Origin of the sequence: Moraxella sp. CTOTU47616 (assembly GCF_032017465.1) — a bacterium.
Classification (GTDB): domain Bacteria; phylum Pseudomonadota; class Gammaproteobacteria; order Pseudomonadales; family Moraxellaceae; genus Faucicola; species Faucicola tetraodonis.
Map to the genome: position 1 here is coordinate 126,897 of NZ_DALZPU010000003.1, position 24,419 is coordinate 151,315.

General features: G+C 43.9%; 35 protein-coding genes. 2 read left to right on the top strand and 33 right to left on the bottom strand.

Going from position 1 to position 24,419, the window contains the following annotated elements:
- Positions 1–75 precede the first annotated feature (75 nt).
- On the top strand, positions 76–753 hold the full coding sequence (gene radC / locus RTS10_RS04725) for a RadC family protein (protein ID WP_065253360.1): 678 nt from the start codon (positions 76–78) through the stop codon (positions 751–753).
- On the opposite strand, the gene RTS10_RS04730 is transcribed toward radC, so the two are convergent.
- From RTS10_RS04730 to RTS10_RS04890, 33 genes are all read right to left on the bottom strand, one after another.
- Positions 750–1,319, bottom strand: coding sequence for a DUF4126 domain-containing protein (locus RTS10_RS04730; protein ID WP_007115572.1), 570 nt, complete (start codon positions 1,317–1,319; stop codon positions 750–752). The two genes, radC and RTS10_RS04730, sit on opposite strands and share 4 nt — an antisense overlap.
- A gap of 53 nt (positions 1,320–1,372) precedes the next feature.
- Complete coding sequence (locus tag RTS10_RS04735; RefSeq protein WP_159771674.1) at positions 1,373–2,125, bottom strand: TSUP family transporter; 753 nt, start codon at positions 2,123–2,125, stop codon at positions 1,373–1,375.
- 88 nt (positions 2,126–2,213) lie between these two features.
- A complete protein-coding gene (rplQ, locus tag RTS10_RS04740; RefSeq protein WP_036593417.1) occupies positions 2,214–2,573 on the bottom strand; it encodes a 50S ribosomal protein L17 in 360 nt (119 codons plus the stop codon).
- A 20-nt stretch (positions 2,574–2,593) separates the two neighbouring features.
- A complete protein-coding gene (locus tag RTS10_RS04745) occupies positions 2,594–3,601 on the bottom strand; it encodes a DNA-directed RNA polymerase subunit alpha (protein WP_007115569.1) in 1,008 nt (335 codons plus the stop codon).
- Positions 3,602–3,630: 29 nt separating this feature from the next.
- Positions 3,631–4,272, bottom strand: a complete 642-nt coding sequence (rpsD, locus tag RTS10_RS04750) for a 30S ribosomal protein S4 (RefSeq protein WP_007115568.1) — start codon at positions 4,270–4,272, stop codon at positions 3,631–3,633.
- Between the two features lie 10 nt (positions 4,273–4,282).
- Positions 4,283–4,672, bottom strand: coding sequence for a 30S ribosomal protein S11 (gene rpsK / locus RTS10_RS04755; RefSeq protein WP_007115567.1), 390 nt, complete (start codon positions 4,670–4,672; stop codon positions 4,283–4,285).
- Positions 4,673–4,692: 20 nt separating this feature from the next.
- On the bottom strand, positions 4,693–5,049 hold the full coding sequence (rpsM, locus tag RTS10_RS04760) for a 30S ribosomal protein S13 (protein WP_007115566.1): 357 nt from the start codon (positions 5,047–5,049) through the stop codon (positions 4,693–4,695).
- A 155-nt stretch (positions 5,050–5,204) separates the two neighbouring features.
- Entirely contained in the window at positions 5,205–5,321 is a 117-nt protein-coding gene (gene rpmJ / locus RTS10_RS04765; protein ID WP_040403280.1) for a 50S ribosomal protein L36, read from the bottom strand.
- Between the two features lie 19 nt (positions 5,322–5,340).
- Positions 5,341–6,678 (bottom strand): preprotein translocase subunit SecY, encoded by a 1,338-nt coding sequence (gene secY / locus RTS10_RS04770; protein ID WP_007115565.1) that lies wholly within the window; start codon positions 6,676–6,678, stop codon positions 5,341–5,343.
- Positions 6,679–6,684: 6 nt separating this feature from the next.
- The gene (gene rplO, locus RTS10_RS04775) at positions 6,685–7,125 is read right to left on the bottom strand and encodes a 50S ribosomal protein L15 (RefSeq protein ID WP_007115564.1); all 441 of its coding nucleotides are present in this window, start codon (positions 7,123–7,125) and stop codon (positions 6,685–6,687) included.
- Positions 7,125–7,304, bottom strand: a complete 180-nt coding sequence (gene rpmD, locus RTS10_RS04780) for a 50S ribosomal protein L30 (protein WP_007115563.1) — start codon at positions 7,302–7,304, stop codon at positions 7,125–7,127. Before rpmD ends, rplO begins: the two co-directional genes overlap by 1 nt.
- A 14-nt stretch (positions 7,305–7,318) precedes the next feature.
- The gene (gene rpsE, locus RTS10_RS04785) at positions 7,319–7,816 is read right to left on the bottom strand and encodes a 30S ribosomal protein S5 (RefSeq protein WP_007115562.1); all 498 of its coding nucleotides are present in this window, start codon (positions 7,814–7,816) and stop codon (positions 7,319–7,321) included.
- 2 nt (positions 7,817–7,818) lie between these two features.
- The gene (gene rplR / locus RTS10_RS04790) at positions 7,819–8,169 is read right to left on the bottom strand and encodes a 50S ribosomal protein L18 (RefSeq protein WP_007115561.1); all 351 of its coding nucleotides are present in this window, start codon (positions 8,167–8,169) and stop codon (positions 7,819–7,821) included.
- A gap of 11 nt (positions 8,170–8,180) precedes the next feature.
- Positions 8,181–8,714: a 50S ribosomal protein L6 gene (rplF, locus tag RTS10_RS04795; protein ID WP_007115560.1), complete on the bottom strand. Its 534-nt coding sequence runs from the start codon at positions 8,712–8,714 to the stop codon at positions 8,181–8,183.
- 73 nt (positions 8,715–8,787) lie between these two features.
- Positions 8,788–9,186, bottom strand: coding sequence for a 30S ribosomal protein S8 (gene rpsH / locus RTS10_RS04800; RefSeq protein ID WP_065253364.1), 399 nt, complete (start codon positions 9,184–9,186; stop codon positions 8,788–8,790).
- Between the two features lie 11 nt (positions 9,187–9,197).
- A complete protein-coding gene (gene rpsN, locus RTS10_RS04805) occupies positions 9,198–9,503 on the bottom strand; it encodes a 30S ribosomal protein S14 (RefSeq protein ID WP_007115558.1) in 306 nt (101 codons plus the stop codon).
- An 18-nt stretch (positions 9,504–9,521) separates the two neighbouring features.
- On the bottom strand, positions 9,522–10,061 hold the full coding sequence (gene rplE, locus RTS10_RS04810) for a 50S ribosomal protein L5 (RefSeq protein WP_007115557.1): 540 nt from the start codon (positions 10,059–10,061) through the stop codon (positions 9,522–9,524).
- Positions 10,062–10,080: 19 nt separating this feature from the next.
- Positions 10,081–10,398, bottom strand: coding sequence for a 50S ribosomal protein L24 (gene rplX, locus RTS10_RS04815; protein ID WP_007115556.1), 318 nt, complete (start codon positions 10,396–10,398; stop codon positions 10,081–10,083).
- A 7-nt stretch (positions 10,399–10,405) separates the two neighbouring features.
- Positions 10,406–10,774: a 50S ribosomal protein L14 gene (rplN, locus tag RTS10_RS04820; protein ID WP_007115555.1), complete on the bottom strand. Its 369-nt coding sequence runs from the start codon at positions 10,772–10,774 to the stop codon at positions 10,406–10,408.
- Between the two features lie 116 nt (positions 10,775–10,890).
- Positions 10,891–11,175 (bottom strand): 30S ribosomal protein S17, encoded by a 285-nt coding sequence (gene rpsQ / locus RTS10_RS04825; RefSeq protein ID WP_007115554.1) that lies wholly within the window; start codon positions 11,173–11,175, stop codon positions 10,891–10,893.
- Positions 11,176–11,177: 2 nt separating this feature from the next.
- The gene (gene rpmC, locus RTS10_RS04830) at positions 11,178–11,384 is read right to left on the bottom strand and encodes a 50S ribosomal protein L29 (protein WP_007115553.1); all 207 of its coding nucleotides are present in this window, start codon (positions 11,382–11,384) and stop codon (positions 11,178–11,180) included.
- A complete protein-coding gene (gene rplP, locus RTS10_RS04835) occupies positions 11,384–11,797 on the bottom strand; it encodes a 50S ribosomal protein L16 (RefSeq protein ID WP_007115552.1) in 414 nt (137 codons plus the stop codon). The genes rpmC and rplP overlap by 1 nt, the downstream gene beginning before the upstream one ends.
- Positions 11,798–11,802: 5 nt before the next feature.
- On the bottom strand, positions 11,803–12,555 hold the full coding sequence (gene rpsC / locus RTS10_RS04840; protein WP_007115551.1) for a 30S ribosomal protein S3: 753 nt from the start codon (positions 12,553–12,555) through the stop codon (positions 11,803–11,805).
- Between the two features lies 1 nt (position 12,556).
- Positions 12,557–12,886: a 50S ribosomal protein L22 gene (gene rplV / locus RTS10_RS04845; RefSeq protein WP_007115550.1), complete on the bottom strand. Its 330-nt coding sequence runs from the start codon at positions 12,884–12,886 to the stop codon at positions 12,557–12,559.
- Between the two features lie 10 nt (positions 12,887–12,896).
- Positions 12,897–13,172, bottom strand: a complete 276-nt coding sequence (rpsS, locus tag RTS10_RS04850) for a 30S ribosomal protein S19 (protein ID WP_007115549.1) — start codon at positions 13,170–13,172, stop codon at positions 12,897–12,899.
- A gap of 11 nt (positions 13,173–13,183) precedes the next feature.
- Positions 13,184–14,014, bottom strand: coding sequence for a 50S ribosomal protein L2 (gene rplB, locus RTS10_RS04855; protein WP_007115548.1), 831 nt, complete (start codon positions 14,012–14,014; stop codon positions 13,184–13,186).
- A 10-nt stretch (positions 14,015–14,024) separates the two neighbouring features.
- On the bottom strand, positions 14,025–14,348 hold the full coding sequence (gene rplW, locus RTS10_RS04860; RefSeq protein WP_007115547.1) for a 50S ribosomal protein L23: 324 nt from the start codon (positions 14,346–14,348) through the stop codon (positions 14,025–14,027).
- A complete protein-coding gene (gene rplD / locus RTS10_RS04865; protein ID WP_007115546.1) occupies positions 14,345–14,947 on the bottom strand; it encodes a 50S ribosomal protein L4 in 603 nt (200 codons plus the stop codon). Before rplD ends, rplW begins: the two co-directional genes overlap by 4 nt.
- 14 nt (positions 14,948–14,961) lie before the next feature.
- Entirely contained in the window at positions 14,962–15,600 is a 639-nt protein-coding gene (gene rplC, locus RTS10_RS04870; protein ID WP_312539448.1) for a 50S ribosomal protein L3, read from the bottom strand.
- Positions 15,601–15,668: 68 nt separating this feature from the next.
- Positions 15,669–15,980 carry a 30S ribosomal protein S10 gene (rpsJ, locus tag RTS10_RS04875; RefSeq protein WP_007115544.1) on the bottom strand — a complete coding sequence of 104 codons (312 nt, stop codon included), beginning with the start codon at positions 15,978–15,980 and terminating at the stop codon, positions 15,669–15,671.
- Positions 15,981–16,314: 334 nt separating this feature from the next.
- Complete coding sequence (locus RTS10_RS04880; RefSeq protein WP_312539450.1) at positions 16,315–17,880, bottom strand: Rne/Rng family ribonuclease; 1,566 nt, start codon at positions 17,878–17,880, stop codon at positions 16,315–16,317.
- A 70-nt stretch (positions 17,881–17,950) separates the two neighbouring features.
- Positions 17,951–18,598 (bottom strand): HAD family hydrolase, encoded by a 648-nt coding sequence (locus tag RTS10_RS04885; protein WP_219331654.1) that lies wholly within the window; start codon positions 18,596–18,598, stop codon positions 17,951–17,953.
- Positions 18,591–19,688, bottom strand: a complete 1,098-nt coding sequence (locus RTS10_RS04890) for an RluA family pseudouridine synthase (RefSeq protein WP_312539452.1) — start codon at positions 19,686–19,688, stop codon at positions 18,591–18,593. The genes RTS10_RS04885 and RTS10_RS04890 overlap by 8 nt, the downstream gene beginning before the upstream one ends.
- An 856-nt stretch (positions 19,689–20,544) precedes the next feature.
- On the opposite strand from RTS10_RS04890, the gene RTS10_RS04895 reads away from it, so the two are divergent.
- On the top strand, positions 20,545–24,333 hold the full coding sequence (locus tag RTS10_RS04895; RefSeq protein ID WP_312539453.1) for an Rne/Rng family ribonuclease: 3,789 nt from the start codon (positions 20,545–20,547) through the stop codon (positions 24,331–24,333).
- Positions 24,334–24,419 lie beyond the last annotated feature (86 nt).

Below are 24,419 nucleotides of genomic sequence, written 5' to 3' on the forward strand. Positions count from 1 at the left end.
CTAAAAAATTTCGCCTATAGTAACAATTTTCTGCCATTTTAGGTATGATTAATCATCATTTATTAGGAAATGCCTATGGCAATCAAAGACTGGCACCAAGACGAGCGCCCCCGAGAGAAGCTACTGCAAAAAGGCGCTGAGAGTCTATCCGATAGCGAGATTTTGGCAATATTCTTACGCACAGGTACCAAAGACCAATCCGCCATCGAACTGGCTCGTGGCTTGATTGAAAAATTTGGCAGTCTGGCTCAGTTACTATCTGCCCCTAGTGAAGCAGTTATGGCGTGTCATGGTATCGGCATGGCAAAATACGCGCAGATTTTGGCAAGCCTTGAAATGGGCAAACGCTACCTTGCCAGCCAAGTCAAACAAGCCCCTACCCTTAACGCCAGTCAGTTAGTCAAAGACTATCTGACTACGCAGCTGCGACCGCTCAATCGCGAAGTGTTTGCGGTGCTGTTTTTGACCAATCAACTCACCTTAATCCAGTATGAGGTATTATTCACAGGTGGTATTTCATCGTGCTCGGTGTGTGTGCGGGAAGTGTTGCGCTGTGCGTTAAAATACGGGGCAAGTCAGCTTATTATTGCCCATAATCATCCAAGCACCTCTGCCACAGCGTCACAGGCAGATCTGGAAATTACTCGCAGTTTGGCAAAAGCGTGTCAGCTTGTCGATATGACTTTGATTGACCATATTATCGTGGGTCAAGATGGCACGCTTTCTTTACAAGAAACAGGCAAGATGCCTTAGCGTTTGACGCGGTTTTTAACCATTATTACCACCCAAATCATCATCAGTAAACCAATGATTAACGCAATCATCGCAAACATGGGTGAAAAAATCGACAAAGCCGACAGCCCTATCGCTGTCCCAGTCTCTGCCACTGAAACAGCGGGATTTGCCAAACCGCCCGTCGTGGCAGTCGAAGCCACGCGCGTGGTGGCAGCTGTACCTTTTATCGTAGCCGCGGCGCCGCCGCCAGCAATGATCGCTAGCGCCCAAGTCATGGCAGGACTCATATCGGTCAATGTCGAAGCCATGACCAATGTTCCTGCAATCCCTGCGAGCGGTACAGCAACCGTATCTAACAGATGATCAACCAACGGGATTAAATAACTGATCGACTCTGCAATACTGGCTACACCCAAAATAATTAACGCAGGCGTAGATGCCACCCACTGCCAGCTATCATTAAGGGGAATGATATGAAAATACGCAGCACAACTGAGCGCAAACAGCGGTACAAACACACGAAACCCGCTACTTGCCGCTAAGCCAATCCCAAGAAAGATACTTAAAATCATTTCAGTTGTCATATTCTCGATACTCAAAGTATGAATAATGCTACCGCTATCATAAATAAAAATTATTAAGAAAAAAACACATATTTAATTAGCATCGCAAAACACATCACCACAATCACTGGTCGAATAAACTTGGTACCGCCTTTGACCACCATCTGCGCGCCCAATGAAGCACCGATAAATTGCCCCACCATCATAGCAAGCCCCACTGACCAAAGCACTTTTCCACCCAATATAAAAAACATCAACGATGCTGCATTGCTGGTAAAGTTGAGTAACTTGGCATTGGCAGTCGCGGTAATCATATCCAGGCCCCGCATGGTGATACCGCCTAGTGCAAAAAACATCCCTGTACCAGGGCCCAAATAGCCATCATAAAAGCCAATCAAGGGTGACATCCCATATTGCCATTTTTTTTTGCTGATTCGTGGTGCAGATTTGACCTCACCAATAGCGGGTGCAAACAGATAATAAATACCAATAAGCGCGATTAAAAAAGGAATGCCTTTGGCTAATAACACTGGCGGAGAAAGTTGTACAGCCATGGCGCCTAGCACGGCTCCCACAAAACAGGCGATAATCGAACGCCAAATTTGCTTGGGGTGAATTTTGCCTTTGCGTATCATGGTAATAGAGGCAGAGAGCGAACCTGCCGTTGCTTGCAGCTTGTTGGTGCCCAAGGTATAAAGCGTAGGAACATTTGCCATTAACAGGGCAGGAATGGTCAATAAGCCGCCACCCCCTGCCATGGCATCTAAAAATCCCGCAATCCCTGCGACCAACGTTAACATCACTAGCACATCAAAACTCAATTGCATCATTTTTCCAAAGGTTAATTGAGGATTTATCACTATAAACAAAAAACCCCATAAGCGCGAACCTATGGGGTTTTTTTAATCAGTATGATTAGTCACGGTCTACTAATTCAACGTATGCCATCGGTGCAGCATCGCCATCGCGATAACCACATTTGATGATACGTAAATAACCACCTGGACGCGCTTTGTAGCGTGGGCCTAGTGTCGTGAATAATTTACCTACAGTCGCTTTATTACGTAAGCGGTTAAACGCTAGACGACGGTTAGCAACTGAATCTTCTTTTGCCAAAGTAATTAGTGGCTCTGCCACACGGCGAAGCTCTTTAGCTTTAGGAAGAGTAGTTTTGATGAGTTCATGTTCAAATAGTGAGTTGGTCATATTTTGGAACATGGCCTTACGATGGCTGCTGGTACGACCCAACTTAACTCCACTGTTACGATGTCGCATGGTCAAACTTCCTTTAAATTTTAACGGCTACGGTAAGAGAAGCGGTCATCAACACGTAAATCAGCAGGTGGCCAATTTTCAAGGCGCATACCAAGCTCTAAGTCTTTAGAAGCAAGGACGTCTTTGATTTCAGTTAATGATTTCTTACCGAGATTTGGGGTTTTTAACAACTCAGTTTCGGTGCGTTGTACCAAATCGCCAATGTAATAGATATTTTCCGCCTTCAAGCAATTTGCTGAGCGAACCGTTAATTCCAAGTCATCCACTGGGCGAAGTAGCACAGGGTCAACTTCTTCTTTTTCCTTAACAGGTTCTGGGGTAGCTTCCGCTTCAAGGTCAACAAATACGGCAATTTGCTGCTGCAAAATCGTTGCTGCTTTGCGAATCGCTTCTTCTGGATCGATGGTGCCATTGGTTTCAAGTTCGATAACCAAACGGTCTAAGTCAGTGCGCTGTTCGACACGGGCATTTTCAACTTGGTATGCCACGCGTAAAATTGGGCTATAGCTAGCGTCCAATTTTAAACGACCAATAACTTTGTTATCACCAGAATCTTTACGTACATTGGCAGGCTCATAACCACGACCTACTGCTACACGTAAACGCATTTTTAAATGACCACGATCACTTAAAGTACCTAAAACTAAATCAGGATTGATAATCTCTACATTGTGAGGTAACTCAATATCTGATGCTAGTACAGTGCCAGGACCTTGTTTGTCAAGGGTCAAGAATACTTCATTTTGATCATGCAATTGGATCGCTAAACCTTTTAAATTTAATAATAGATCTAACACATCTTCTTGCAACCCTTCAAGGGTTGAATACTCATGATCAACGCCTTCGATTTCAGCTTCGATTACAGCTGCACCAGGCAATGAAGATAATAGAATACGACGTAGGGCATTACCTAATGTATGCCCAAAACCTCGTTCTAACGGTTCGAGCGTGACTTTGGCGTGTGTTTCATTGACCGTGTCCACATGAATGGCATTCGGTGTAAGAAACTCAGTAGCATTTAGCATCATTTGTCACCTCGACTTTATAGTAAAATTAATTATTTAGAGTACAACTCAACGATTAAGCTTTCGTTGATTTCGGTTGGTAAATCAGCACGCTCTGGCGCTTGTTTAAAAGTACCTTGCAATTTGCTGTGATCAACTTCCAACCACACAGGTGTACCACGTTGACCTGCCAATTCAATTGCGTTTTTAATACGTAATTGTTCTTTGGCTTTTTCGTGTACAGCAATCACATCACCATCTTGCAATTGGATTGAAGGAATGTTCACACGAACAAACTCATCACGACCCGCTTTTTTTACTAGAATAGCACGGTGGCTAACTAATTGGCGAGCTTCTGCGCGAGTTGCACCAAAACCCATACGATAAACAACGTTATCGAGGCGACGTTCTAACATTTGAAGCAAGTTTTCGCCAGTTGCGCCTTTCATACGCGCAGCTTCTTTATAGTAATTTGAGAATTGACGCTCTAACACACCATAAATGCGTTTTACTTTTTGTTTTTCACGAAGCTGTGCAGAATACTCTGACGTTTTGCTACGTGGATTACCATGTTGACCAGGGGCACGGTCAGCTTTTTTGGTTTTTTCTTCGTACGCTTTTACGCCTGATTTTAATTGTAAATCAGTACCTTCACGACGAGAAAGTTTTAATTTTGGACCTAGATAACGGGCCATGAAAGTCTCCTTATACGCGACGTTTTTTCGGTGGACGAGTTCCGTTATGAGGAATCGGGGTTATATCGCTAATGCTGTTTATTTTATAACCCAATGCACCTAAGGCTCTTACCGCAGACTCACGACCAGGTCCTGGACCTTTAACCAAGACATCAACATTCTTGACACCATATTCTTGTGCTGCTTTACCAGCCACTTCAGCCGCAACCTGGGCAGCAAATGGTGTAGATTTACGTGAACCACGGAAGCCTTGTCCACCAGCGGTGGCCCAAGCCAAAGCATTACCTTGACGATCGGTAATCGTTACAATGGTGTTATTAAAAGACGCATGGATGTGCGCTACGCCCTCAGCTACCGAGCGGCGAGTCACTTTTTTGCGACTACGAGTGTCTTTTGCCATCTTTTAGCTTCCTAAGTTAATTATTTTCTGATTGCTTTACGTGGACCCTTACGAGTACGCGCATTTGTTTTTGTGCGTTGACCATTTACTGGTAAACCGCGACGATGACGCAAACCACGATAGCAACCTAAGTCTACTAAACGTTTAATATTCATCGAGATTTCACGACGCAAGTCACCTTCAGTCGCATATTCTGCAACTTGGGTACGGACAGCATCAAGCTGAGTATCATTTAGTTCACTGATTTTAGTAGTTGGCGCAATGTTTACCGCTTCTAAAATTTTAGCAGCAGTGGTACGACCAATACCAAAAATATAAGTGAGTGAAATGATAGCGTGCTTGTTGTCCGGAATGTTTACACCGGCAATACGAGCCATTGACATTTCTCCAATTATAAGGAAAAGATGAATTAATCATCTACTGATGTAGCATTTTGAGACATTTGGTTATCTACAAATGTGACAAAATAACGACAAGTAGCGGATAATACAGTATCCGCTACCTGATTTCAAGTCCAATCTAACAATTTAGATTAACCTTGACGTTGTTTATGACGCGGTTCTGCACTACAAATAACGCGAACAACGCCTTTGCGGCGCACAATTTTGCAGCTACCGCAGATTCTTTTTACAGATGCTTGAACTTTCATTTTCAGCTCCTAGTAGTAGTTATGAATGCTTGACTTCCATGGTTTGCATCAGCGAATAATCATGGTATTGGTGAGTCATTAAGTGCGCTTTAACTTGGGCAATAAAGTCCATAATCACGACCACACTAATCAGTACTGAGGTACCGCCTAAATGAAACGGAATACCAAACGCAGATTGCAATATCATCGGCATCAAACAGATAATTGTCATATAAATCGCACCAATAAAGGTTAAGCGATTTAGCACATGATCTAAATAACGTTGAGTTTGTAAACCTGGACGAATGCCTGGAATATAAGCCCCACTTCGTTTCAAATTCTCTGATACTTCTTTTGGACTAAATACCAACGCGGTATAAAAATAACAAAAGAAAATAATCAAGGCTGCAAAAATTACCAAATACAGCGGCTGACCCGGTGATAACACTAATGCCATATTCTGCAAAAAGCTTTGAAAAATATTGGGATTGGGTGATTGACCCACCCACTGTCCTAAACTCGCTGGGAATAATAATAATGAACTAGCAAAAATCGCTGGTATCACCCCTGCCATATTAATTTTTAATGGCAAATGCGATTGCTGCTGTGCATATATTTTTCGTTCTTGCGATTGCTTTTGGGCATAGTTGACTGGTATACGGCGCTGGGCGCGCTCAATAAACACAATCCCTGCCACCACTGCTAACGCCAATAAACTAAATATCAACAAGGCAATCATATTCATTTGACCTTGCTGGACAGAGTTAATTGACTGTGTGACCACTTGTGGAAAAGTCGCTACGATACCCGCTAAAATTAGCATTGAAATACCGTTACCAATACCACGTTCAGTAATCTGTTCACCTAACCACATCAAAAACATCGACCCTGCAACCAACGAGGTTACCGCAGGAATATAAAAACCAAGACCACTGGTCAATGTAAGATTCTGACTAATCAGACCTGTACACATACCAATTGATTGAACCAAAGCTAAGGCAAGGGTTAATTGGCGTGTATACTTGTTGATTTGGCGTTGACCGGCTTGGCCTTCTTTTTTTAATGCATCCAATGATGGTATAACCGCCGTCATCATCTGGACAATGATTGAAGCAGAAATATAAGGCATAATCCCGAGTGCCATGACTGACATCCGCTCTAATGCCCCACCAGAAAACATATTAAACAAACCTAAAATAGTATTTTCATTGGTTTGAAAAAATTTCGATAAGCTTTCTGGATCCATACCAGGAATAGGTACGTGTGAACCGAAACGATAGACGACTAAAGCACCCAACAAAAATAGTAAACGATTAAATAATTCATCGTACTTACGAATAAATGCTAGAGGATTCATCGATGTTGAATGCTTAGTCATGTAGGATTACTCCTCAACAGTACCACCAGCTGCTTCAATAGCCGCTTTAGCACCTTTAGTCACTTTAACACCTTTAAAAGTATATGCTTTGGTTACGTCACCTGAAAGGATGATACGAACACGTTGCATATCGTGGCGAATGATATTCGCTGCTTTTAAAGACTCAACGCTTACCACGTCACCATCAACTTGGTTCAATTCTGATAAACGCACTTCTGCCGTTACCATTGCAAGTTTACTGGTGAAACCAAATTTTGGCAAACGACGGTATAAAGGCATCTGACCGCCTTCAAAACCTGAGCGAATACCAGAACCTGTACGTGAGGTTTGACCTTTGACACCACGACCACCGGTTTTACCGATACCAGAACCGATACCACGACCACGGCGAAGTTTATTTTTTCTTGAACCTTCAGCTGGGCTCAATTCATTTAAACGTAGACCCATTATACTTCCTCCACTTTAACTAAGTAGTTAACGCGGTTTACCATACCACGGGTCGAAGGGGTATCTTCAACTTCGACAGTATGTCCAATACGACGTAACCCTAAACCTTTCAAACAAGCTTTATGGCTTGCTAGGCGATGGGCACTCGATTTTACTTGAGTAACTTTCATTTTTTTCATGTTATCACCTTAGCTTAGCCCAAGATTTCTTCAACTGATTTGCCGCGTTTTGCCGCAACTTTTTCAGGAGAAGACATTTCTTTTAACCCGTTGAAAGTTGCACGTACAACGTTAGCGGCATTGGTTGAACCATAGCATTTTGCTAATACGTTTTCTACGCCTGCAACTTCTAATACTGCACGCATTGCACCACCCGCGATAACACCGGTACCTTCAGAGGCTGGTTGCATATACACGCGGCTTGCACCGTGGCTAGCAGTAATAGGATGTTGAAGGGTTGTACCTGCTAAATCAACGGTAATCATATTACGTTTGGCAGCTTCTAGTGCTTTTTGAATCGCTGCAGGCACTTCACGCGCTTTACCACGACCAAAACCAACACGACCATTACCATCACCTACCACTGTGAGTGCGGTGAAAGAAAAGATACGACCACCTTTTACAACTTTAGATACACGGCCAACTGTGACTAAGCGCTCTACTAAACCGTCTGTTTGTTCAACTTTTGCCATGATTAGAACTCCAATCCATTTTCACGAGCGGCTTCAGCTAATGCTTTAACACGACCATGATATTTAAAACCGCTACGATCAAACGCAACTTTAGTAATACCGGCAGCTTTAGCGCGTTCTGCAATTAATTTACCAACGGCAGTTGCAGCTTCGATGTTGCTAGTTTGACCAGCACGTAAAGTAGTATCTAACGTTGAAGCTTGGGCTAATACTTCACCACCCGTTGGTGAGATAACTTGTGCATAGATGTGGGTGTTAGTACGATTAACAGATAGACGATTTACGCCTAAACCACGGATATGTGCACGGGTTTTTTTCGCTCTGCGAAGGCGAGCAGCTTTTTTATCAAACATGTCATTTCACCTTATTTTTTCTTAGCTTCTTTACGAGCGACATACTCATCGCTATAACGAACGCCTTTACCTTTGTAAGGCTCAGGTGGGCGATAGCCACGAATGTTTGCTGCTGCTTGACCTAGCTTTTGTTTGTCGCTAGATTTTAACACGATTTCAGTCGCAGTTGGAGTTTCAGCAGTAACACCTTCAGGTAGTACATATTCGATTGGGTGTGAGTAACCTAAGTTTAGGTTAACTTTATTGCCAGCAACAGCGGCTTTATAACCAACACCAATCAATTGTAGACGACGTTCGAAGCCTTCAGTAACACCTTTAACCATGTTGCTTAATAATGCACGAACTGTACCAGTGTGCATCCAACCGTCTTTGGTGTCAGATTTTGGTGAAAGAATAATTTGATTATCTTCCTGTTTTAGCTCGACCAAATCATGCAGGCGTAAAGTTAGCGTACCTTTGCTACCTTTAACTTCAACCTGCTGACCGTTCAAAGTAACACTTGTACCATTTGGTAGTGCTACAGGGGCTTTAGCCACACGAGACATACGGGTAATTCCTATAAAAGTGATAAAAAAACGAACAGGCACAACAAACTATGCCTGTCCCTCTTAATGTTGATTAAGCTACGAACGCAATAACTTCGCCGCCTAATCCAGCTGCACGAGCTTCACGGTCGCTCATGATGCCTTTACTGGTAGAGATGATTGCTACACCTAGACCTTTTTGGACACTTGGTAGTGCATCTTTACCACGGTATTGACGTAAACCTGGACGACTATAACGTTTAATCGTTTCAATAACTGGTTTACCTTCAAAATATTTTAACTCGATAGTTAATTCAGTTTTACCTGTACCAACTTCTTGAGTTTCTGCGGTTGCAACATAACCTTCTTTCACTAGCAAATCAGCAATTGATTTACGTAGTTTTGAGTTTGGCATAGTCACAGACGCTTTTTGAGCCATTTGTGCATTACGGATACGAGTCAACATATCAGCAACGGTATCTTGCATACTCATATTGTTTCCCCTTACCAGCTTGCTTTATGAACGCCAGGTACATCACCTTGCATTACTTTTTCACGAATCATGTTACGTGAAAGACCAAATTTACGGAAATACCCATGTGGACGACCTGTCAATGCACAACGGTTACGTAAACGTACTGGTGAAGCGTCACGTGGCAGTGCTTGTAATGCCAGCATGGCGTCCATACGTTCTTCATCAGTTGCGTTAATGTCGCTGATAATTGCCTTAAGCTTTGCACGCTTCTCAGCATATTTAGCAACAGTCGCTTCGCGTTTAAATTCGCGATTAATCATACTTTTCTTTGCCATATTGCCTTATCCTTGCTGTTAGCCCTTGAATGGGAAGCCGAATGCTTTAAGCAATGCACGACCTTGATCATCAGTTTTTGCGGTAGTCGTAATAGTAATGTCTAAACCACGAATACGGTCGATTTTGTCAAAGTCAACTTCAGGGAAAACGATTTGCTCTTTGATACCTAGTGAATAGTTACCACGGCCATCAAATGCTTTATCTGTAAACCCGCGGAAGTCACGAATACGTGGAATAGCGATTGAGATTAAACGATCTAAAAATTCGTACATCTGTTCGCCACGTAACGTTACTTTACAGCCGATTGGCCATTCTTCACGGATTTTAAAGCCTGCAACTGATTTGCGAGCTTTGGTTACTACAGGTTTTTGACCGGCAATTGCCGTCATATCCGCTAATGCGCCCTCAAGAACTTTTTTGTCTTGCGCTGCATCACCCACACCCATGTTTAGGGTGATTTTGGTGATTTTAGGGATTTCCATAACGTTGGCTAAACCAAGCTCTTGCTGAATTTTTTGCTTAAGCTGTTCGTTATATTGTGTTTTAAGTCTTGCCATTACTGATACCCTTAGATGGTTATGCAGTCGCCACAACTTCACCAGATGAACGATAAACGCGTTGTTTTTTGCCTTCGTCATTCAATTGGTAAGAAATACGATCTGCCTTTTGGGTTGCTGCATTATAAATTGCAACATTTGAAATGTGTAAAAATGCTTCTTTCTCGATAATACCACCTTCAACGCCAGTCTGTTGGTTTGGCTTTTGGTGTTTTTTAACGATGTTGATGCCTTCAACTTTTACACGGTCTTCTTTTACTGCTAGTATTGTACCTTGCTTGCCTTTATCTTTGCCAGCAATTACAATCACTTGGTCGCCTTTACGTAATTTTGCCATGTTTTCCTCACAATACTTCTGGGGCTAATGAAACAATTTTCATAAATTGTTCGCCACGTAGTTCGCGGGTTACTGGTCCAAAAATACGTGTTGCAATTGGTGCTTTATTGTTGTTCAACAACACAGCTGCATTATCATCAAAACGTAGTACTGAACCGTCAGGACGACGTACACCAAACTTCGTGCGTACGACTACCGCGTTCATTACATCACCTTTCTTGACACGACCGCGTGGAATTGCTTCTTTCACAGTCACTTTAATGATGTCGCCTACTGATGCATAACGACGATGTGAGCCACCTAGCACTTTAATGCACATAACTCGTTTTGCACCACTGTTGTCTGCAACTTCCAGCATTGTTTCAGTCTGAATCATCGCGTTACTCCATAAATTGGCAAAACAAGTCTTTGCCACAATAAGCCATTTTTAAGGTGGCGTATTGTAGCAGTTACTGACTTGCTTTGCAATTATAACTATCTATTTAAGTTAAATTAAATATTAACTGCTTTTTCTACGACGTCTACTAACACCCAAGATTTGGTTTTTGATAGTGGACGTGTTGATTTGATACGAACAGTATCACCAACGCCACACTCATTGTTTTCGTCATGAGCATGTAGTTTGGTAGAACGGCGAATCATTTTGCCATATTTGGCATGACGAATACGACGCTCAACAAGTACAGTAATGGTTTTATCCATTTTGTCACTGACAACTTTACCAGTGACTGTACTTTGTTCAGTAGCGTTAGCTTGGTTGGTATTTTGCTCACTCATGATTAAGCCCCTTGGTTTTCGGTGTTCTGTTTTTCAGAGATAAGAGTCTTGATTTGAGCAATCGTACGACGATTTGCTTTAATCTCATGGGTGTTGCCTAACTGACCAGTGGCTTTTGCCATACGAAGACGAAATGTTTCTAACTGTTTTTCGTCTAGTAATTGGGTCAGCTCTTCGACTGATTTGTCTTTAAGTTCACTGATCTTCATTACATTATCGTCCGTTTAACAATGGTGGTTTTGAAAGGCAACTTGGCAGCTGCAAGCGTGAACGCTTCAGTTGCTAGCTCGTCAGAAACCCCTTCGATTTCATAAAGCATTTTGCCTGGTTTGATTTCGCATACCCAGTATTCTACTGGACCTTTACCTTTACCCATACGAACTTCTAGTGGTTTTTCGGTAATTGGTTTGTCTGGGAATACACGAATCCAAATTTTACCACCGCGCTTGATACGACGTGAAATTGTACGACGAGCAGCTTCGATTTGACGTGCAGTCATGCGACCACGTTCTACTGATTTAAGTCCGATTGTACCAAAAGATACGCTACTACCACGGTGAGCTAACCCCGTATTACGTCCTTTTTGTACTTTACGAAACTTGGTACGTTTTGGTTGTAACATATCGATTAACCTCTGTCTTTAGCTGGGCGCTCACTACGTGGGCGGTCGCTACGATCATTACGAGCACGACGTTTTTGAGGTGCACGTGCTTGTTTTTCTTCTTTGACTGGATTATATACACGGTTCATGCCATCAAGCACTTCTCCACGGAAAATCCAAACTTTTACACCGATAGTACCGTAAGTGGTTTCTGCGCGTACATTTGAGTAGTCAATGTCAGCACGTAATGTATGCAAAGGTACACGACCTTCACGATACCACTCTGAGCGCGCAATCTCAGCACCGCCAAGACGACCTGATAGCTCAACTTTGATACCTTGTGCGCCAGCTTTCATACTGTTTTGAACAGCACGTTTCATAGCACGGCGGAACATCACACGACGTTCAAGTTGTGAAGCAATACCATCAGCCACTAGACGTGCGTCTAAGTCTGGTTGGGTGATTTCTTCAATGCTAACTTGTGCTGGTACGCCCATTAATTTGGTAAGTTCTTTTTGTAGGCTTTCAATATCTTCGCCTTTTTTACCAATGATAATACCAGGACGTGCCGTGGCGATAGTGATTTTAGCTGCGCCCGTAGGACGTTCGATGCTAATACCGCTGATCATCGCTGCTTTAAGCTTTTTCTCTAAATATTTACGAACTTGTAAGTCGTTGATTAAGTATTCAGAGTATTTCTTTGGATCTGCATACCAGTTAGCGTTTGATTTACGGATTACGCCAAGACGGATGCCGATTGGATGAACTTTCTGTCCCATATTATGCTCCTACCTTAACTGTGATGTGGCAAGTACGTTTGCTAATACGGTCAGCACGACCTTTGGCACGTGGTAAAACACGTTTTAACGTAATGCCTTCATCCACATAAATGGTAGAAACACGCAATGTATCGATGTCTAAACCATTGTTATGCTCAGCGTTAGCAATCGCAGATTCTAAGCATTTTTTAACCAATTTAGCGGCTTTTTTGTTGCTAAAGGTTAAGATATCTAATGCACGCTCGATTGATTTGCCGCGAACTTCGTCAGCAACTAAGCGTACTTTTTGTGCCGAAATGGCGGCACCGCGTAATTTTGCAGTTACTTCCATGATGAGCACCTTATTTCTTAGATTTCTTGTCAACGCCATGACCACGATATGTACGGGTTGGGGCGAATTCACCAAGTTTATGACCAACCATTTGCTCGTTTACGATAACAGGTACATGTGTACGACCGTTATGAACAGAAATAGTTAAGCCGACCATTTGTGGCAAAATCATTGAGCGACGTGACCAAGTTTTGATTGGTTTGCGTGAGTTAGTTTCTAACGCATTCTCAACTTTGGCAAACAAGTGCGCATCGATGAATGGACCTTTTTTCAATGAACGAGGCATGAAATTATTCCTTATTTCTTATTGACGCGACGACGGCGGATAATCATGTGGTCAGTACGTTTGTTAGAACGTGTTTTAAGGCCTTTAGCCTTTTGACCCCATGGGCTGGTTGGGTGTTTACCGAAGTTACGACCTTCACCACCACCGTGTGGATGGTCAACTGGGTTCATTGCAGTACCACGAACGGTAGGACGAACGCCACGCCAGCGGTTTGCACCTGCTTTACCCAATGATTTAAGGTTATTTTCAGTGTTTGATACTTCACCGATAACCGCACGACAATTTACGTGGATACGACGAGTTTCGCCTGAACGTAAACGAACGATTGCATAGATACCATCACGACCCAATAATTGAACCGCAGCACCTGCTGAACGAGCGATCTGTGCACCTTTACCGATTTTAAGTTCGATATTGTGAATCACTGTACCCACTGGAATGCTACGTAGTGGTAAGCAGTTACCTGGGCGAATTGGCGCAGTTTCACCAGAAATAACGGTATCGCCTTGTTGCAATTTTTTTGGTGCGATAATGTAACGACGCTCACCGTCTGCATATTTAAGTAATGCGATGTGTGCAGTACGGTTTGGATCGTACTCAATACGCTCTACAACAGCAGGAATATTGTCTTTGTTACGTTTGAAGTCAACAACACGGTAATGCTGTTTATGACCACCACCGATATGACGGGTAGTGATGCGACCGTTGTTGTTACGACCACCAGTTTTGCCTTTTGACTCTACTAATGCTGCATAAGGACGACCTTTATGAAGGTGTGGATGCACCACTTTCTCGACAAATCGGCGACCTGGTGATGTCGGTTTGGCTTTTACGATAGGCATTGTGTAATCCTTATTCGTTGTCAGCAGCAGGTTGTTCTGCTACGTCGGCTACTTGAACATCTTGACCAGCTTTTAAGGTCACATAGGCTTTTTTGAAGTCTTGACGACGACCTACCGTGCGACCAAATCGCTTTGTCTTACCTTTAACATTCAAAGTGTTAACTTTAACTACTTCAACACCTTCAAACATTAATTCTACGGCTTTTTTAATCTCTTTTTTTGTCGCGTTGGTGTCAACTTTGAACACTTGCACACCTAAAGTATCGCCCAAGATTTGAGATTTTTCTGAAAATACAGGTGCTTTTAGTACCTGATATAGTCTTGCGTTATTCATGCTAACACTCCCTCAATTTCTTTGGCGGCTGCGACAGACATGATGACTTTGTCAAACGCAATTAGGCTGACTGGATCAACTTCAGTGCTACCTAGTACGCTGACGTATGGAATATTGCGAGCAGCTAAGTAAAGATTTTCGTCAACTTCATTGGTAACGATTAATGCTTTAGGGGCATTTAAGTCTTTAAGTTTAGCGATAAGCTCTTTAGTTTTTGGTGCTGAGATGCTGATGTCATCAACCAATACTAAACGGTCTTGACGAATCAATTCAGCAAGAATGCATTGCATGGCACCACGGTACATTTTACGGTTCACTTTTTGTGACCAATCTTGTGGTTTGGCTGCAAATGCGCGACCACCACCGACCCAAATTGGGCTACGGATGGAACCTGCACGTGCACGGCCAGTACCTTTTTGACGCCATGGTTTTTTACCACCGCCAGATACTTCACCACGCGTTTTTTGAGCACGGCTACCTTGACGACCACCCGCTAAATAAGCGGTAACTACTTGGTGTACAAGTGCTTCGTTGAATTCACGACCAAATGCTACGTCTGATAGCTCAACCGCCGAACCTGTTACTGTATTTAGATTCACGTTAATCCCCTTGATTAAGCTTTAACTGATGGACGTACTAAAACGTCGCCACCGTTGGCACCAGGAATTGCACCCTTGATAACTAGGATACCTTTTTCAGCATCAACTGAAATCACTTCTAAGCCTTGTACGGTCACACGTTTGTTACCCATTTGACCTGGCATTTTTTTGCCTTTAAATACACGACCCGGTGTTTGGTTTTGACCTGTAGAACCCACAACGCGGTGAGATACTGAGTTACCATGTGTCCAATCTTGTGAACGGAAGTTGTGGCGTTTGATACCACCTTGGAAACCTTTACCTTTGCTGGTACCAATTACGTCAACGATTTGACCTACTTGGAACAAGTCAGCAGCGATTTCACTACCTGCTTCGCGGCCTTCAAGTTCGCTGTCTTCGACGCGAAATTCCCAAGTGCCACGACCTGCAGCAACGCCAGCTTTTGCAAAGTGACCTTTTTGAGCTGCATTAACACGAGAATCACGACGTTCACCAGTTGTTACTTGGATAGCTTGGTAGCCGTCTGTGTCTTGTGTTTTGATTTGAGAGATACGGTTGGCAGTAACTTCAACAACAGTTACAGGAATTGAAATACCTGCTTCTGTGAAGATACGAGTCATGCCGCATTTTTTTCCGACTAAACCGATCGCCATGTTGTTAACCTCTTAATTTTTACTGTTATTCAATATAGGTCTGAGTCCTAAGGATGAAACCTAAGGGGTTAGCCTAATGCGATTTGTACATCAACACCCGCCGCCAAATCTAACTTCATCAGTGCATCGACTGTTTTGTCAGTAGGCTGAACGATATCTACCATACGTTTGAATGTGCGGATTTCGTATTGGTCACGGGCATCTTTGTTCACGTGTGGTGAGGTTAAGATGTTGAAGCGTTCAATGCGAGTTGGTAGCGGTACTGGACCACGAACTTGTGCACCTGTGCGTTTTGCGGTATCAACAATCTCTTGAGCTGATTGGTCAATCAGACGATGGTCAAAAGATTTAAGTCTGATACGGATTTTCTGGTTAGCCATGCCAGTAAGCTCCTAATATAAAGTTTGATATGGGTTAATTTGCGTTGGGTGTTAAGCTGTTATTGAGTAAACACCTAACTTGCATTTTTTACCTGTTTTTGACAGGCACTTTTTGAAAATAAAAAAATTTCAGTCCCACTCAAACTACTAACTTGCAATACATAGATAGCATTATTAATAGTCGGTGAAACTGTATTTTTTAATTTCGTGTCGCAATCAATGGAGCGACTGTATTAAAGGGCTTATTCTTTTATGAATTGACGAATCATCTTCGTCGCCCTGCAATAAGTTAAGTGGGCTGTATTATACCGATTTTTTGGGTAAAAGCAATAGGCTAATCTAGCAAAATATCATATTGTTCTTGATTAAAACGGTTATCACTTTCTAAGTTAATCGGACGACCCAGCAAATATTCCATCTCTGCCACCGTATCCGCTTCAATGGTTTCAAGCAAATCAATTACCCCGCTATTTGCGACCACGGTAAATTTCTTAGGGGCGTTGTAGGTTCTGGCGCAGCGCATGAGTTCTCTAAAAATCTCCAAACACACGGTTTCGGCGCTTTTGACAAAGCCTTTACCGCCACAGGTTGGACACGGCTCGCAAAGCTGTTGTTGTAGGCTCTCACGCGTGCGTTTACGAGTCATCTCTATCAGCCCAAGCGCTGAGACTTGGCTGATGTTGGTTTTGGCATAATCGCGTTTGAGCTGTTCTTGCAGGCTTGCTAATACCTCATCGCGGTGTTGTTGCTCTTGCATATCGATAAAGTCAAGAATGATAATCCCGCCCAAATTACGCAGTCGCAGCTGACGGGCGATGGCGTGGGTGGCTTCAAGATTGGTTTTATACACCGTATCTTCAAGGGAACGCCCTCCGACAAATGAGCCTGTATTGACATCAATGGTGGTCATGGCTTCGGTTTGGTCGATGATAAGATAACCGCCTGATTTGAGATTAACACGGCGATTGAGCGCATCTTTTAAATCATCTTCAACGCGGTGAACATCAAATAACGCCTGCTCGCCTTCATACAATTGAATACGTGGGAAAATGGCAGGGACAAATTCTTTGGCAAAATGACGAATAGCGTCAAACACTCGGGCGTTATCGACCGTCACCCTTTCAGTCTGCTCACCAATCAAATCTCGAATCGCGCGCAAAGGTAGCGACAAATCCTGATAAATTAGCTCAAAACGGCGATGGGTCGGCGTTTGTTCACGGCGGGCTTGTACCATACGCCAAAGCTGCAATAGATAATAAATATCTTCTTCAAGTTTGGATTGCGGGATATTTTCGGCAGCGGTACGGGCAATCAATCCGCCTTGTAGTTTGACTTGGTGCATCAGCTCGCCAAGCTGTGTTTTTAACCGCTCTCGCTCATCGCCATCAATCCGCTGTGAGATGCCGATATGTTCACCATACGGCAAGTACACCAAATAACGCGAAGGCAATGACACATCCGTCGTCAGTCGTGCGCCTTTACTGCCTAATTGGTCTTTAATCACTTGCACCAAGATACGCTGTCCTTCATACAAGCGGTTCTCTATCAACTCGCTAGGCGGTGGCTGATAGGTGGTTGTGGTCATCGCAAGCGTAGTGGTGTCAGGGTCTAAGGTGTTGTCAATTGCGGGGTTTTGCGGTTTGGGCGGTTCAATGGCTGAGAGCTTAGGACGCAGGGTCTGCATATCATTGACGTGCAAAAACGCGGTACGCGATTGCCCAATATCGATAAACGCCGCCTGCATGCCTGGCAGTACGCGCACCACTGTGCCAAGGTAGATATTGCCCACTGAGCCAAGTTTGCTATGGCGTTCGATAAAGATTTCGTTCAGTATTCCATCTTCGAGCACCGCGACTCGGCTCTCAGATGGACTGATGTTGATGAGTAGTTCTTCGGTCATTGTAAACAGCTTTTTAAAATTTTTAATTGCCGTTATTCTACTCGAAGTTAGTTATCTGCACAAAGCTAAACTAAATTAGCTGTTGTTTTAGTTCATTGATTGTTGCAACAAGCCTGGTTGGATGTTCTTTTGCCAAAACGTCAGCTTTTTCACAGCCATAACTTACAGCAATGCTATCCATCTGTATTGCATTTGCCATACGAATGTCATGAATACTATCACCGATAAAAACAGCGTCTTCAATTCTTGTGCCTGTTTCTACCAAAATTTGCTCAAGCATTAAGGGATTTGGCTTGCCTGCGGTTTCGTCAGCGGTTTTGGTGACTGTAAAAAACGCTTGAATGCCAGAATTGGGTAGTACGCGCTGCAGACCTTTTCGTTTTTTCCCTGTGGCAATCGCTAAGGTTTTACCTTGTGCGTGTAAATCTTGAATCAATTCTTTAATACCTTCAAACAGTTTGTCATTGTCGCAATGTTTAACGTAATATTCTGAGTAAGTCGCTAAAAGTTCATCATATTTATCACTGTCATTGGGGAAAAGCATCGGAAACGCATCTACGAGTGCAATGCCGATAATGGATTTTGTCGCGTCATCGGTGACGGTTAAACCGTGCTTTTCAGCGGCATAGCGCATGGCAGCGACGATTAAGCCAACCGAATCCATCAGCGTGCCATCCCAATCGAAAATGATTAGCGATTTGTTTTTCATGTTAATCATGTTGATTCTCTATCAAATTTTGCATATCGTCTGGCAATTCGGCTGTAATCACCTCATATTCTGGAATAGCAAGCTGATAAGCATGCAAGCACAAGCGGCGCACGCTTTTATCGCCTTTAGCTACATTCGGATTGTATTTATCATCACCCAATAACGGATGCCCGATACTCGCCAAATGCACCCGAATTTGGTGGGTACGCCCTGTGAGCGGTTTGGCTTCAATTAAGCTGACTTTTTGACCATTTAACTCGAATTTTTGCAACACTTTAATTTGGGTTTGGCTTGGCTTGCTATCTTCGGATTTTACATCTACTTTGACACGGCGTTCACCGCTTTTGCCTTCTTGTGTGGCAGGCAACGTGTATTTTAATAGCGGTTTATCAATGGTTTGTGTTTCGCTACTTATCCAACCTACCACCAAACACAGATAGGTTTTTTGCAAGGTTTTTTCTCGCAAATGCTCTTGTAAAGTTTTAAGGGTTGAGCGTTTTTTGGCAATCATCAGTAAGCCAGAGGTATCTTTGTCAATGCGGTGTACCAACTCAAGGTATTTTTTACCCGTTGCTTCTCGCATCGCTTCAATCACGCCAAAACTCTCGCCACTGCCGCCATGCACTGCCATACCCGATGGCTTGTTGAGTACGATTAAACCCTCATCTTCATACACAATGCGCTCAAGCAAACTCTGGGCAAAGTCAGGGCTAATCACGGGTTTTTCACGCGTGGCAAGCTTGATGGGTGCAATGCGCACCACGTCATTACGCTGCAGTTTATCGTGGGGTTTACAGCGTTTGCCATTGACACGGATTTCGTCAGAACGAATCATGTTATAGACGTGTGAGCGCGGCAGTCCTTTAAGACGACCCAACAAAAAATTATCAACACGTTGGTCATGCTGCTGGCGCGTGACGGTCAAGTAATTGACTTTAGCAAAATCTAAAATATCATCATCTGCAGACTGCGGTTGTTTGCTCGGCGGTTGTTTGCTGGGCGTGCGTTTGGGGTGTTGATGAGCCGATTGCTGCGATGGGGTGTCGCGTTTTTTGTTAGGATGGGCAGGACGTTTGGGAGACTGCGAGTGCTCTGTCATATTTTGATAGCCGTTTACATAAAAATTTGCTATAGTTTAGCAGTTTAGTGCCTGTGCCGCTATGAATTCGCGCCATCAATTCGACTGGACCCTGTTAAACTTCTTTACAATGGAGTGTATGCGGGATAATTAAACTGTCGCTTTTGCTGTCGCCCATACAGCCGAAATTTATTCATGGCGGTATGACTTACGATAGGGCGCACTAGACTGCCAATATTTATAGATTTTAAGACTGATTTTAATCAATATCAGCACACGACATACGAGTAACGAAGATAATTGTCATTTGAAAACATGTTCAAATAGTTTGTAAAGATTAGTGATGTATAGAGATAACAGATAAATGGTGGGTTTTGTGCCTTACAACCACAAAACTGCTGGTAACGATTAGCGTATTATGCGCCTAGGTAAATGAACTCAGTAGTTGCGATTTTGAGATAAACGTTTACGGTTTTGGACGATTTACCATTTTAAATTGCCCACGCCTTTGTAAAACCTAACTTATCAGGCTTGCCATTTAAAGCGAAAACTAACGCTAACACTTTTTGACCAATAGGGAAAAAGGGTTCATTCATTTGTCCTAAAACACACATTGTTTTGGGCTATAACCCCAATCCAGCATGACGGCTATATTTACATAACAGGCTTACAACCTCGCTATGGGAATAATCCAACTTAATCATGCAATTTTTGGTGAACAACAAACCTTGTTATCAAGCGTTGTCAAGCCACTTGCGCTTGGTATCAGCGAGTATAGTCAAGACTGTTTGACGTTGTTTCGCCTAATATTTGATAGTAATGTTTGATAGCAACATTTATCGACACTCGTATGTTTTGTGTGTTTAGGAGAAAACACATGAAACGCATCCTCATCAATGCTACCCACGCTGAAGAAATCCGTGTTGCCCTGTGCAATGGCAATCATTTGTATGATTTCGATTTAGAAAACCGTACCCGCGAGCAAAAAAAAGCCAATATTTATAAAGGTCATGTGACCCGTGTCGAGCCATCGCTTGAAGCGGTATTTGTGGAATACGGTTCACAACGTCAAGGTTTTTTACCGATTCGTGAAATCGCCCCAGAGTATCTAGCAGGCGACCCTCGCTCTACCACTAACATCAAACAACTGATTAAAGAAGGCGATGAACTCATCGTTCAGGTGGAAAAAGAAGAACGTGGTAACAAAGGCGCTGCGTTATCTACTTTGATTTCATTGGCGGGTCGTTATTTGGTATTGATGCCCAACAATGCGCGTGGCGGCGGTATCTCTCGCCAAATCTCTGGTAAGTTGCGCGATGAGATGAAGCAAGCGTTAAGTGATCTAAGACTACCCAAAGGCATGAGCGTTATCATCCGTACCGCAGGGATTGGTAAAACCACGGATGAATTACAACAAGACCTTGACCATTTATTAAACATTTGGAAAGGCATCCAACAACAAAGCCAAAAATTTCCCTCACCTCGCCTGTTGCACCAAGAAGCTGGCGTAGTCACCCGTGCCGTACGCGACTACTTGCGTGATGATATCACGGAAATTTGGGTCGACAATGAATACGCCTATAATGAAGCGGCGAATTTTATTGAAGCGGTGATGCCGCAGCAAGCGAATAAACTGCGCAAATACACTGACTATGAGCCGATGTTTGCCCGTTTTGGGATTGAAAAACAAATCGAAACCGCCTACCAACGTGAAGTACGTTTGCCAAGCGGCGGTTCGATTGTGATTGACCAAACTGAAGCCCTCGTATCGATTGATATCAACTCATCAAAAGCCACCAAAGGCGCGGATGTCTCAGAAACGGCGTTTAATACCAATTTAGAAGCAGCAGATGAAATCGCCCGTCAATTACGCCTGCGTGATATGGGTGGTTTGATTGTTATTGACTTTATTGACATGGCAACCGATGACCACCAAAAACAAGTGGAAAGTCGTCTCAAAGAAGCCACCAAAAACGACCGCGCGCGTATCCAATTCGCTGAAATTTCACGTTTTGGACTACTTGAAATGAGTCGTCAACGCTTGCGTCCGTCACTTGAAGAAGCCACAGGTTACCTCTGCCCCCGTTGTCACGGTACCGGTATGATTCGTGACTTGCGTTCACTTGCTTTGTCAATCATGCGTCAAATCGAACAACGGGCGCTACAAGAGCGTCATGGCGAAATACAAGCCGAAGTGCCAACCGACATCGCGGCATTTTTACTCAACGAAAAACGTGAAACGCTCGTCTGTCTTGAGCAAGAAAGTGGTACGCGCATTACCATCTTGCCGCATGCGCATCTTGAATCCCCCGAGTTTAATATCACTTATAACAGTGATGGGTTCGCGCCATCGAGCTATGAGCGTGTCGCCGAAAGCCAACAACAAGAATATAAAGACCGTGGCTACGATACGAGCAACTGGCACACCGATGACAATGAAGTCAGCCGTGTAGCGCCGACAGGTAATCATAATGCCTGGAGTAATGCTAGCAACGCCGCCAATACCACGCCTAACCCTGCAACGCCATCCAACAAATCTCAGCAAACTGCCAACAATACGACTGCCCCCAAAGCTGCCGCGCCACAACCCGTGCAGCCGGCTGCCACTGTCCCTGCAACTTCTGCAGTCGCTTGGCTATCGAACTTGTTTGCCCCTACCCAGCAAGCCCAAGTCACCCCACACTTTAGTGGTCAAGATGCTGCTTCGGCGATTGAAAGTCTTGTCAATACCGGCGCGCAAAGCTTGGGGGTGCAAGGTCAAATCAATTACGCGGCATTGACGGCAAGCATCCCTGCGGTGACAGCTAACACCAATGAAACTAGCGCCAATCCTTATCAAGAAGCGTCTCAACAACCTTCGGCCACGGCTGAATCAAGCGATAAAGATGCTGAGCGCCGTAAACGTGGTAACCGCAAACCAAAGGCTAAAAAACCAAACCGTTATCAATCTGAAACGAGTGAGACGGAAGTTTCATCACAGGACACTGACAGTAATAAAGACAAGTCAAACGATGCGTCAAAAACTGCTAAAACTAGTGAGCTGCCAAAACGCGAGCCGAATAGTCGCCGTGACAGCCGCGGGGTCAAAGAACGTCGTCCAACACTAGCGAATGAAGATAGTAACGCGGCTGTAGTCAATGATGTGACAGCGACTGATACCGCTGTTGCCCCTGTCGATGGTAGAAAAAACAACCAATCCAGAGCAGAAAAACCGAAAGGCACCAAACAACGTGACCCCAACAGTGTGCAAGTTCAAGTATTTAAAACTGAACAACAACAACCTATAGCTGCGGTTGAAACAACGCATCTCTCGCTAGATGCCAGCAAAGGGGAAATTGCAAAACCTGAGGCGCAGCCAATAGCATCAGCTTCGATGCCCGAACAGGCAATTGAGACGCCAGTTAACCCTAGCAACGTTACAGTGTCCAATGACGAGGTAGCCGAGCTTGCTAAAGCATCGACACCATCTGCGCCATCAGCTGAACCAACCACAGCACAGCTGGCAGTGACACCGAGCCAAGGCCGTGCCAAAAATGACCCACGCGAAGTCTATAAGGCTTATCAAGCGCAATTTAGCCCAGTTGCCTCTGTAGTGAGCACTTCGGTGACAAAAATTTCAGGTACGGTGAGTCAGTTTATTAACCAGTACTTAGATAATGCCGCTGAAAAAATGGCAACCGACAGCGTGGTTAGCTGCTTTATCCAAGCCATCGATGCTTTTAATCATCAAGCTGCTACTACCACTACCCCCGCAAAAGATAATGTCATAGTGGCTGAACAACAGCGTTTTGGGCAGTACTTTAGAAATTATGGCTATGCCAGTCTATCCGCGCAAAATTTGGATGATTATCATACGGCCATTTTGCCAGCCAATCAGTTCCAACGCCAAGCAGGCAAAACTGACGCTGCACTACCAGCGGTAACTAAACGCGCCATCAATGACCCACGCGGTTCTTTGGTTAATACTGCTGTCACTCAAGCGCCGACTGACTCAAACCCGTCAGTTGCTGAGCCTAACTCCGAAACTGGCAGCGTTACAGGTCAAGTAGAAGCAGCCTCAACTCAATCAGCGTCGCCTAACCAAAACCATCTGTCCTATCAAGCAGGTAGCGTAGGCGCATGGATTGTGGCGCGTTTGGGCGATAAAGGTCATGCGTTGATTGAGCAAGGTAAATTGGTCGAAGCTTACTTGCAAGCACACAATGCGCCAGTCGCTAACCGACCAACCGAGCCAGTCTCTGCGACAACAATAGCGGATGATGCTATAGTGAATCAGGACGTTGACTCAGTGCCAACAGCGGATGAATCCGCATTAGACCATAACACTGGCACCGAAGCGCTTGAACAAACGGACGTAGAAGATAGCGCAGAAGCAGCTGCGCAAAAACGTAAAACCACACCGGTAAGTTATAAGAACATGATTGAAAGTGTGGCAGAACAAATGAAACCGGCAACCGTTGGTATGCTGACCTTGGCAACCCCAAAAGCACCAAAAACCCGTACGCGGAAAGCTAAGGCGAGCGAAAAACCAGCAGCCAAACCCAAAACGCGTACCAGTAAAAAGGTGGAAAATGCCGTGGTTGTCACTAAAAAATCAACGACCACCGCCCAAACTGAATTGGCGCCCTCTCACGATGAATCGGAAGCGCCGCAGCACAATCAGTAAGTCAATCGTGTTTGCGTGCACGTATAGCAATAAAAAAGCAGTTCAACATGAACTGCTTTTTTATTTTAGCTACAAATTTTAGATAC

What these genes read in the sequence shown, in the direction of transcription:
- radC (WP_065253360.1), top strand. Translation starts at nt 76, where the DNA reads ATGGCAATCAAAGACTGGCACCAAGACGAGCGCCCCCGAGAGAAGCTA.
- RTS10_RS04730 (WP_007115572.1), bottom strand. Translation starts at nt 1,319, where the DNA reads ATGACAACTGAAATGATTTTAAGTATCTTTCTTGGGATTGGCTTAGCG.
- RTS10_RS04735 (WP_159771674.1), bottom strand. Translation starts at nt 2,125, where the DNA reads ATGCAATTGAGTTTTGATGTGCTAGTGATGTTAACGTTGGTCGCAGGG.
- rplQ (WP_036593417.1), bottom strand. Translation starts at nt 2,573, where the DNA reads ATGCGACATCGTAACAGTGGAGTTAAGTTGGGTCGTACCAGCAGCCAT.
- RTS10_RS04745 (WP_007115569.1), bottom strand. Translation starts at nt 3,601, where the DNA reads ATGATGCTAAATGCTACTGAGTTTCTTACACCGAATGCCATTCATGTG.
- rpsD (WP_007115568.1), bottom strand. Translation starts at nt 4,272, where the DNA reads ATGGCCCGTTATCTAGGTCCAAAATTAAAACTTTCTCGTCGTGAAGGT.
- rpsK (WP_007115567.1), bottom strand. Translation starts at nt 4,672, where the DNA reads ATGGCAAAAGACACTCGTAGTCGCAAAAAAGTGACTCGCCGCTCGGTA.
- rpsM (WP_007115566.1), bottom strand. Translation starts at nt 5,049, where the DNA reads ATGGCTCGTATTGCCGGTGTAAACATTCCGGACAACAAGCACGCTATC.
- rpmJ (WP_040403280.1), bottom strand. Translation starts at nt 5,321, where the DNA reads ATGAAAGTTCAAGCATCTGTAAAAAGAATCTGCGGTAGCTGCAAAATT.
- secY (WP_007115565.1), bottom strand. Translation starts at nt 6,678, where the DNA reads ATGACTAAGCATTCAACATCGATGAATCCTCTAGCATTTATTCGTAAG.
- rplO (WP_007115564.1), bottom strand. Translation starts at nt 7,125, where the DNA reads ATGGGTCTACGTTTAAATGAATTGAGCCCAGCTGAAGGTTCAAGAAAA.
- rpmD (WP_007115563.1), bottom strand. Translation starts at nt 7,304, where the DNA reads ATGAAAAAAATGAAAGTTACTCAAGTAAAATCGAGTGCCCATCGCCTA.
- rpsE (WP_007115562.1), bottom strand. Translation starts at nt 7,816, where the DNA reads ATGGCAAAAGTTGAACAAACAGACGGTTTAGTAGAGCGCTTAGTCACA.
- rplR (WP_007115561.1), bottom strand. Translation starts at nt 8,169, where the DNA reads ATGTTTGATAAAAAAGCTGCTCGCCTTCGCAGAGCGAAAAAAACCCGT.
- rplF (WP_007115560.1), bottom strand. Translation starts at nt 8,714, where the DNA reads ATGTCTCGTGTGGCTAAAGCCCCTGTAGCACTACCAAATGGTACAAGT.
- rpsH (WP_065253364.1), bottom strand. Translation starts at nt 9,186, where the DNA reads ATGAGTATGCAAGATACCGTTGCTGATATGTTGACTCGTATCCGTAAT.
- rpsN (WP_007115558.1), bottom strand. Translation starts at nt 9,503, where the DNA reads ATGGCAAAGAAAAGTATGATTAATCGCGAATTTAAACGCGAAGCGACT.
- rplE (WP_007115557.1), bottom strand. Translation starts at nt 10,061, where the DNA reads ATGGCAAGACTTAAAACACAATATAACGAACAGCTTAAGCAAAAAATT.
- rplX (WP_007115556.1), bottom strand. Translation starts at nt 10,398, where the DNA reads ATGGCAAAATTACGTAAAGGCGACCAAGTGATTGTAATTGCTGGCAAA.
- rplN (WP_007115555.1), bottom strand. Translation starts at nt 10,774, where the DNA reads ATGATTCAGACTGAAACAATGCTGGAAGTTGCAGACAACAGTGGTGCA.
- rpsQ (WP_007115554.1), bottom strand. Translation starts at nt 11,175, where the DNA reads ATGAGTGAGCAAAATACCAACCAAGCTAACGCTACTGAACAAAGTACA.
- rpmC (WP_007115553.1), bottom strand. Translation starts at nt 11,384, where the DNA reads ATGAAGATCAGTGAACTTAAAGACAAATCAGTCGAAGAGCTGACCCAA.
- rplP (WP_007115552.1), bottom strand. Translation starts at nt 11,797, where the DNA reads ATGTTACAACCAAAACGTACCAAGTTTCGTAAAGTACAAAAAGGACGT.
- rpsC (WP_007115551.1), bottom strand. Translation starts at nt 12,555, where the DNA reads ATGGGACAGAAAGTTCATCCAATCGGCATCCGTCTTGGCGTAATCCGT.
- rplV (WP_007115550.1), bottom strand. Translation starts at nt 12,886, where the DNA reads ATGGAAGTAACTGCAAAATTACGCGGTGCCGCCATTTCGGCACAAAAA.
- rpsS (WP_007115549.1), bottom strand. Translation starts at nt 13,172, where the DNA reads ATGCCTCGTTCATTGAAAAAAGGTCCATTCATCGATGCGCACTTGTTT.
- rplB (WP_007115548.1), bottom strand. Translation starts at nt 14,014, where the DNA reads ATGCCTATCGTAAAAGCCAAACCGACATCACCAGGTCGCCGATTTGTC.
- rplW (WP_007115547.1), bottom strand. Translation starts at nt 14,348, where the DNA reads ATGAATAACGCAAGACTATATCAGGTACTAAAAGCACCTGTATTTTCA.
- rplC (WP_312539448.1), bottom strand. Translation starts at nt 15,600, where the DNA reads ATGGCGATCGGTTTAGTCGGAAAAAAATGCGGCATGACTCGTATCTTC.
- rpsJ (WP_007115544.1), bottom strand. Translation starts at nt 15,980, where the DNA reads ATGGCTAACCAGAAAATCCGTATCAGACTTAAATCTTTTGACCATCGT.
- RTS10_RS04880 (WP_312539450.1), bottom strand. Translation starts at nt 17,880, where the DNA reads ATGACCGAAGAACTACTCATCAACATCAGTCCATCTGAGAGCCGAGTC.
- RTS10_RS04885 (WP_219331654.1), bottom strand. Translation starts at nt 18,598, where the DNA reads ATGATTAACATGAAAAACAAATCGCTAATCATTTTCGATTGGGATGGC.
- RTS10_RS04890 (WP_312539452.1), bottom strand. Translation starts at nt 19,688, where the DNA reads ATGACAGAGCACTCGCAGTCTCCCAAACGTCCTGCCCATCCTAACAAA.
- RTS10_RS04895 (WP_312539453.1), top strand. Translation starts at nt 20,545, where the DNA reads ATGAAACGCATCCTCATCAATGCTACCCACGCTGAAGAAATCCGTGTT.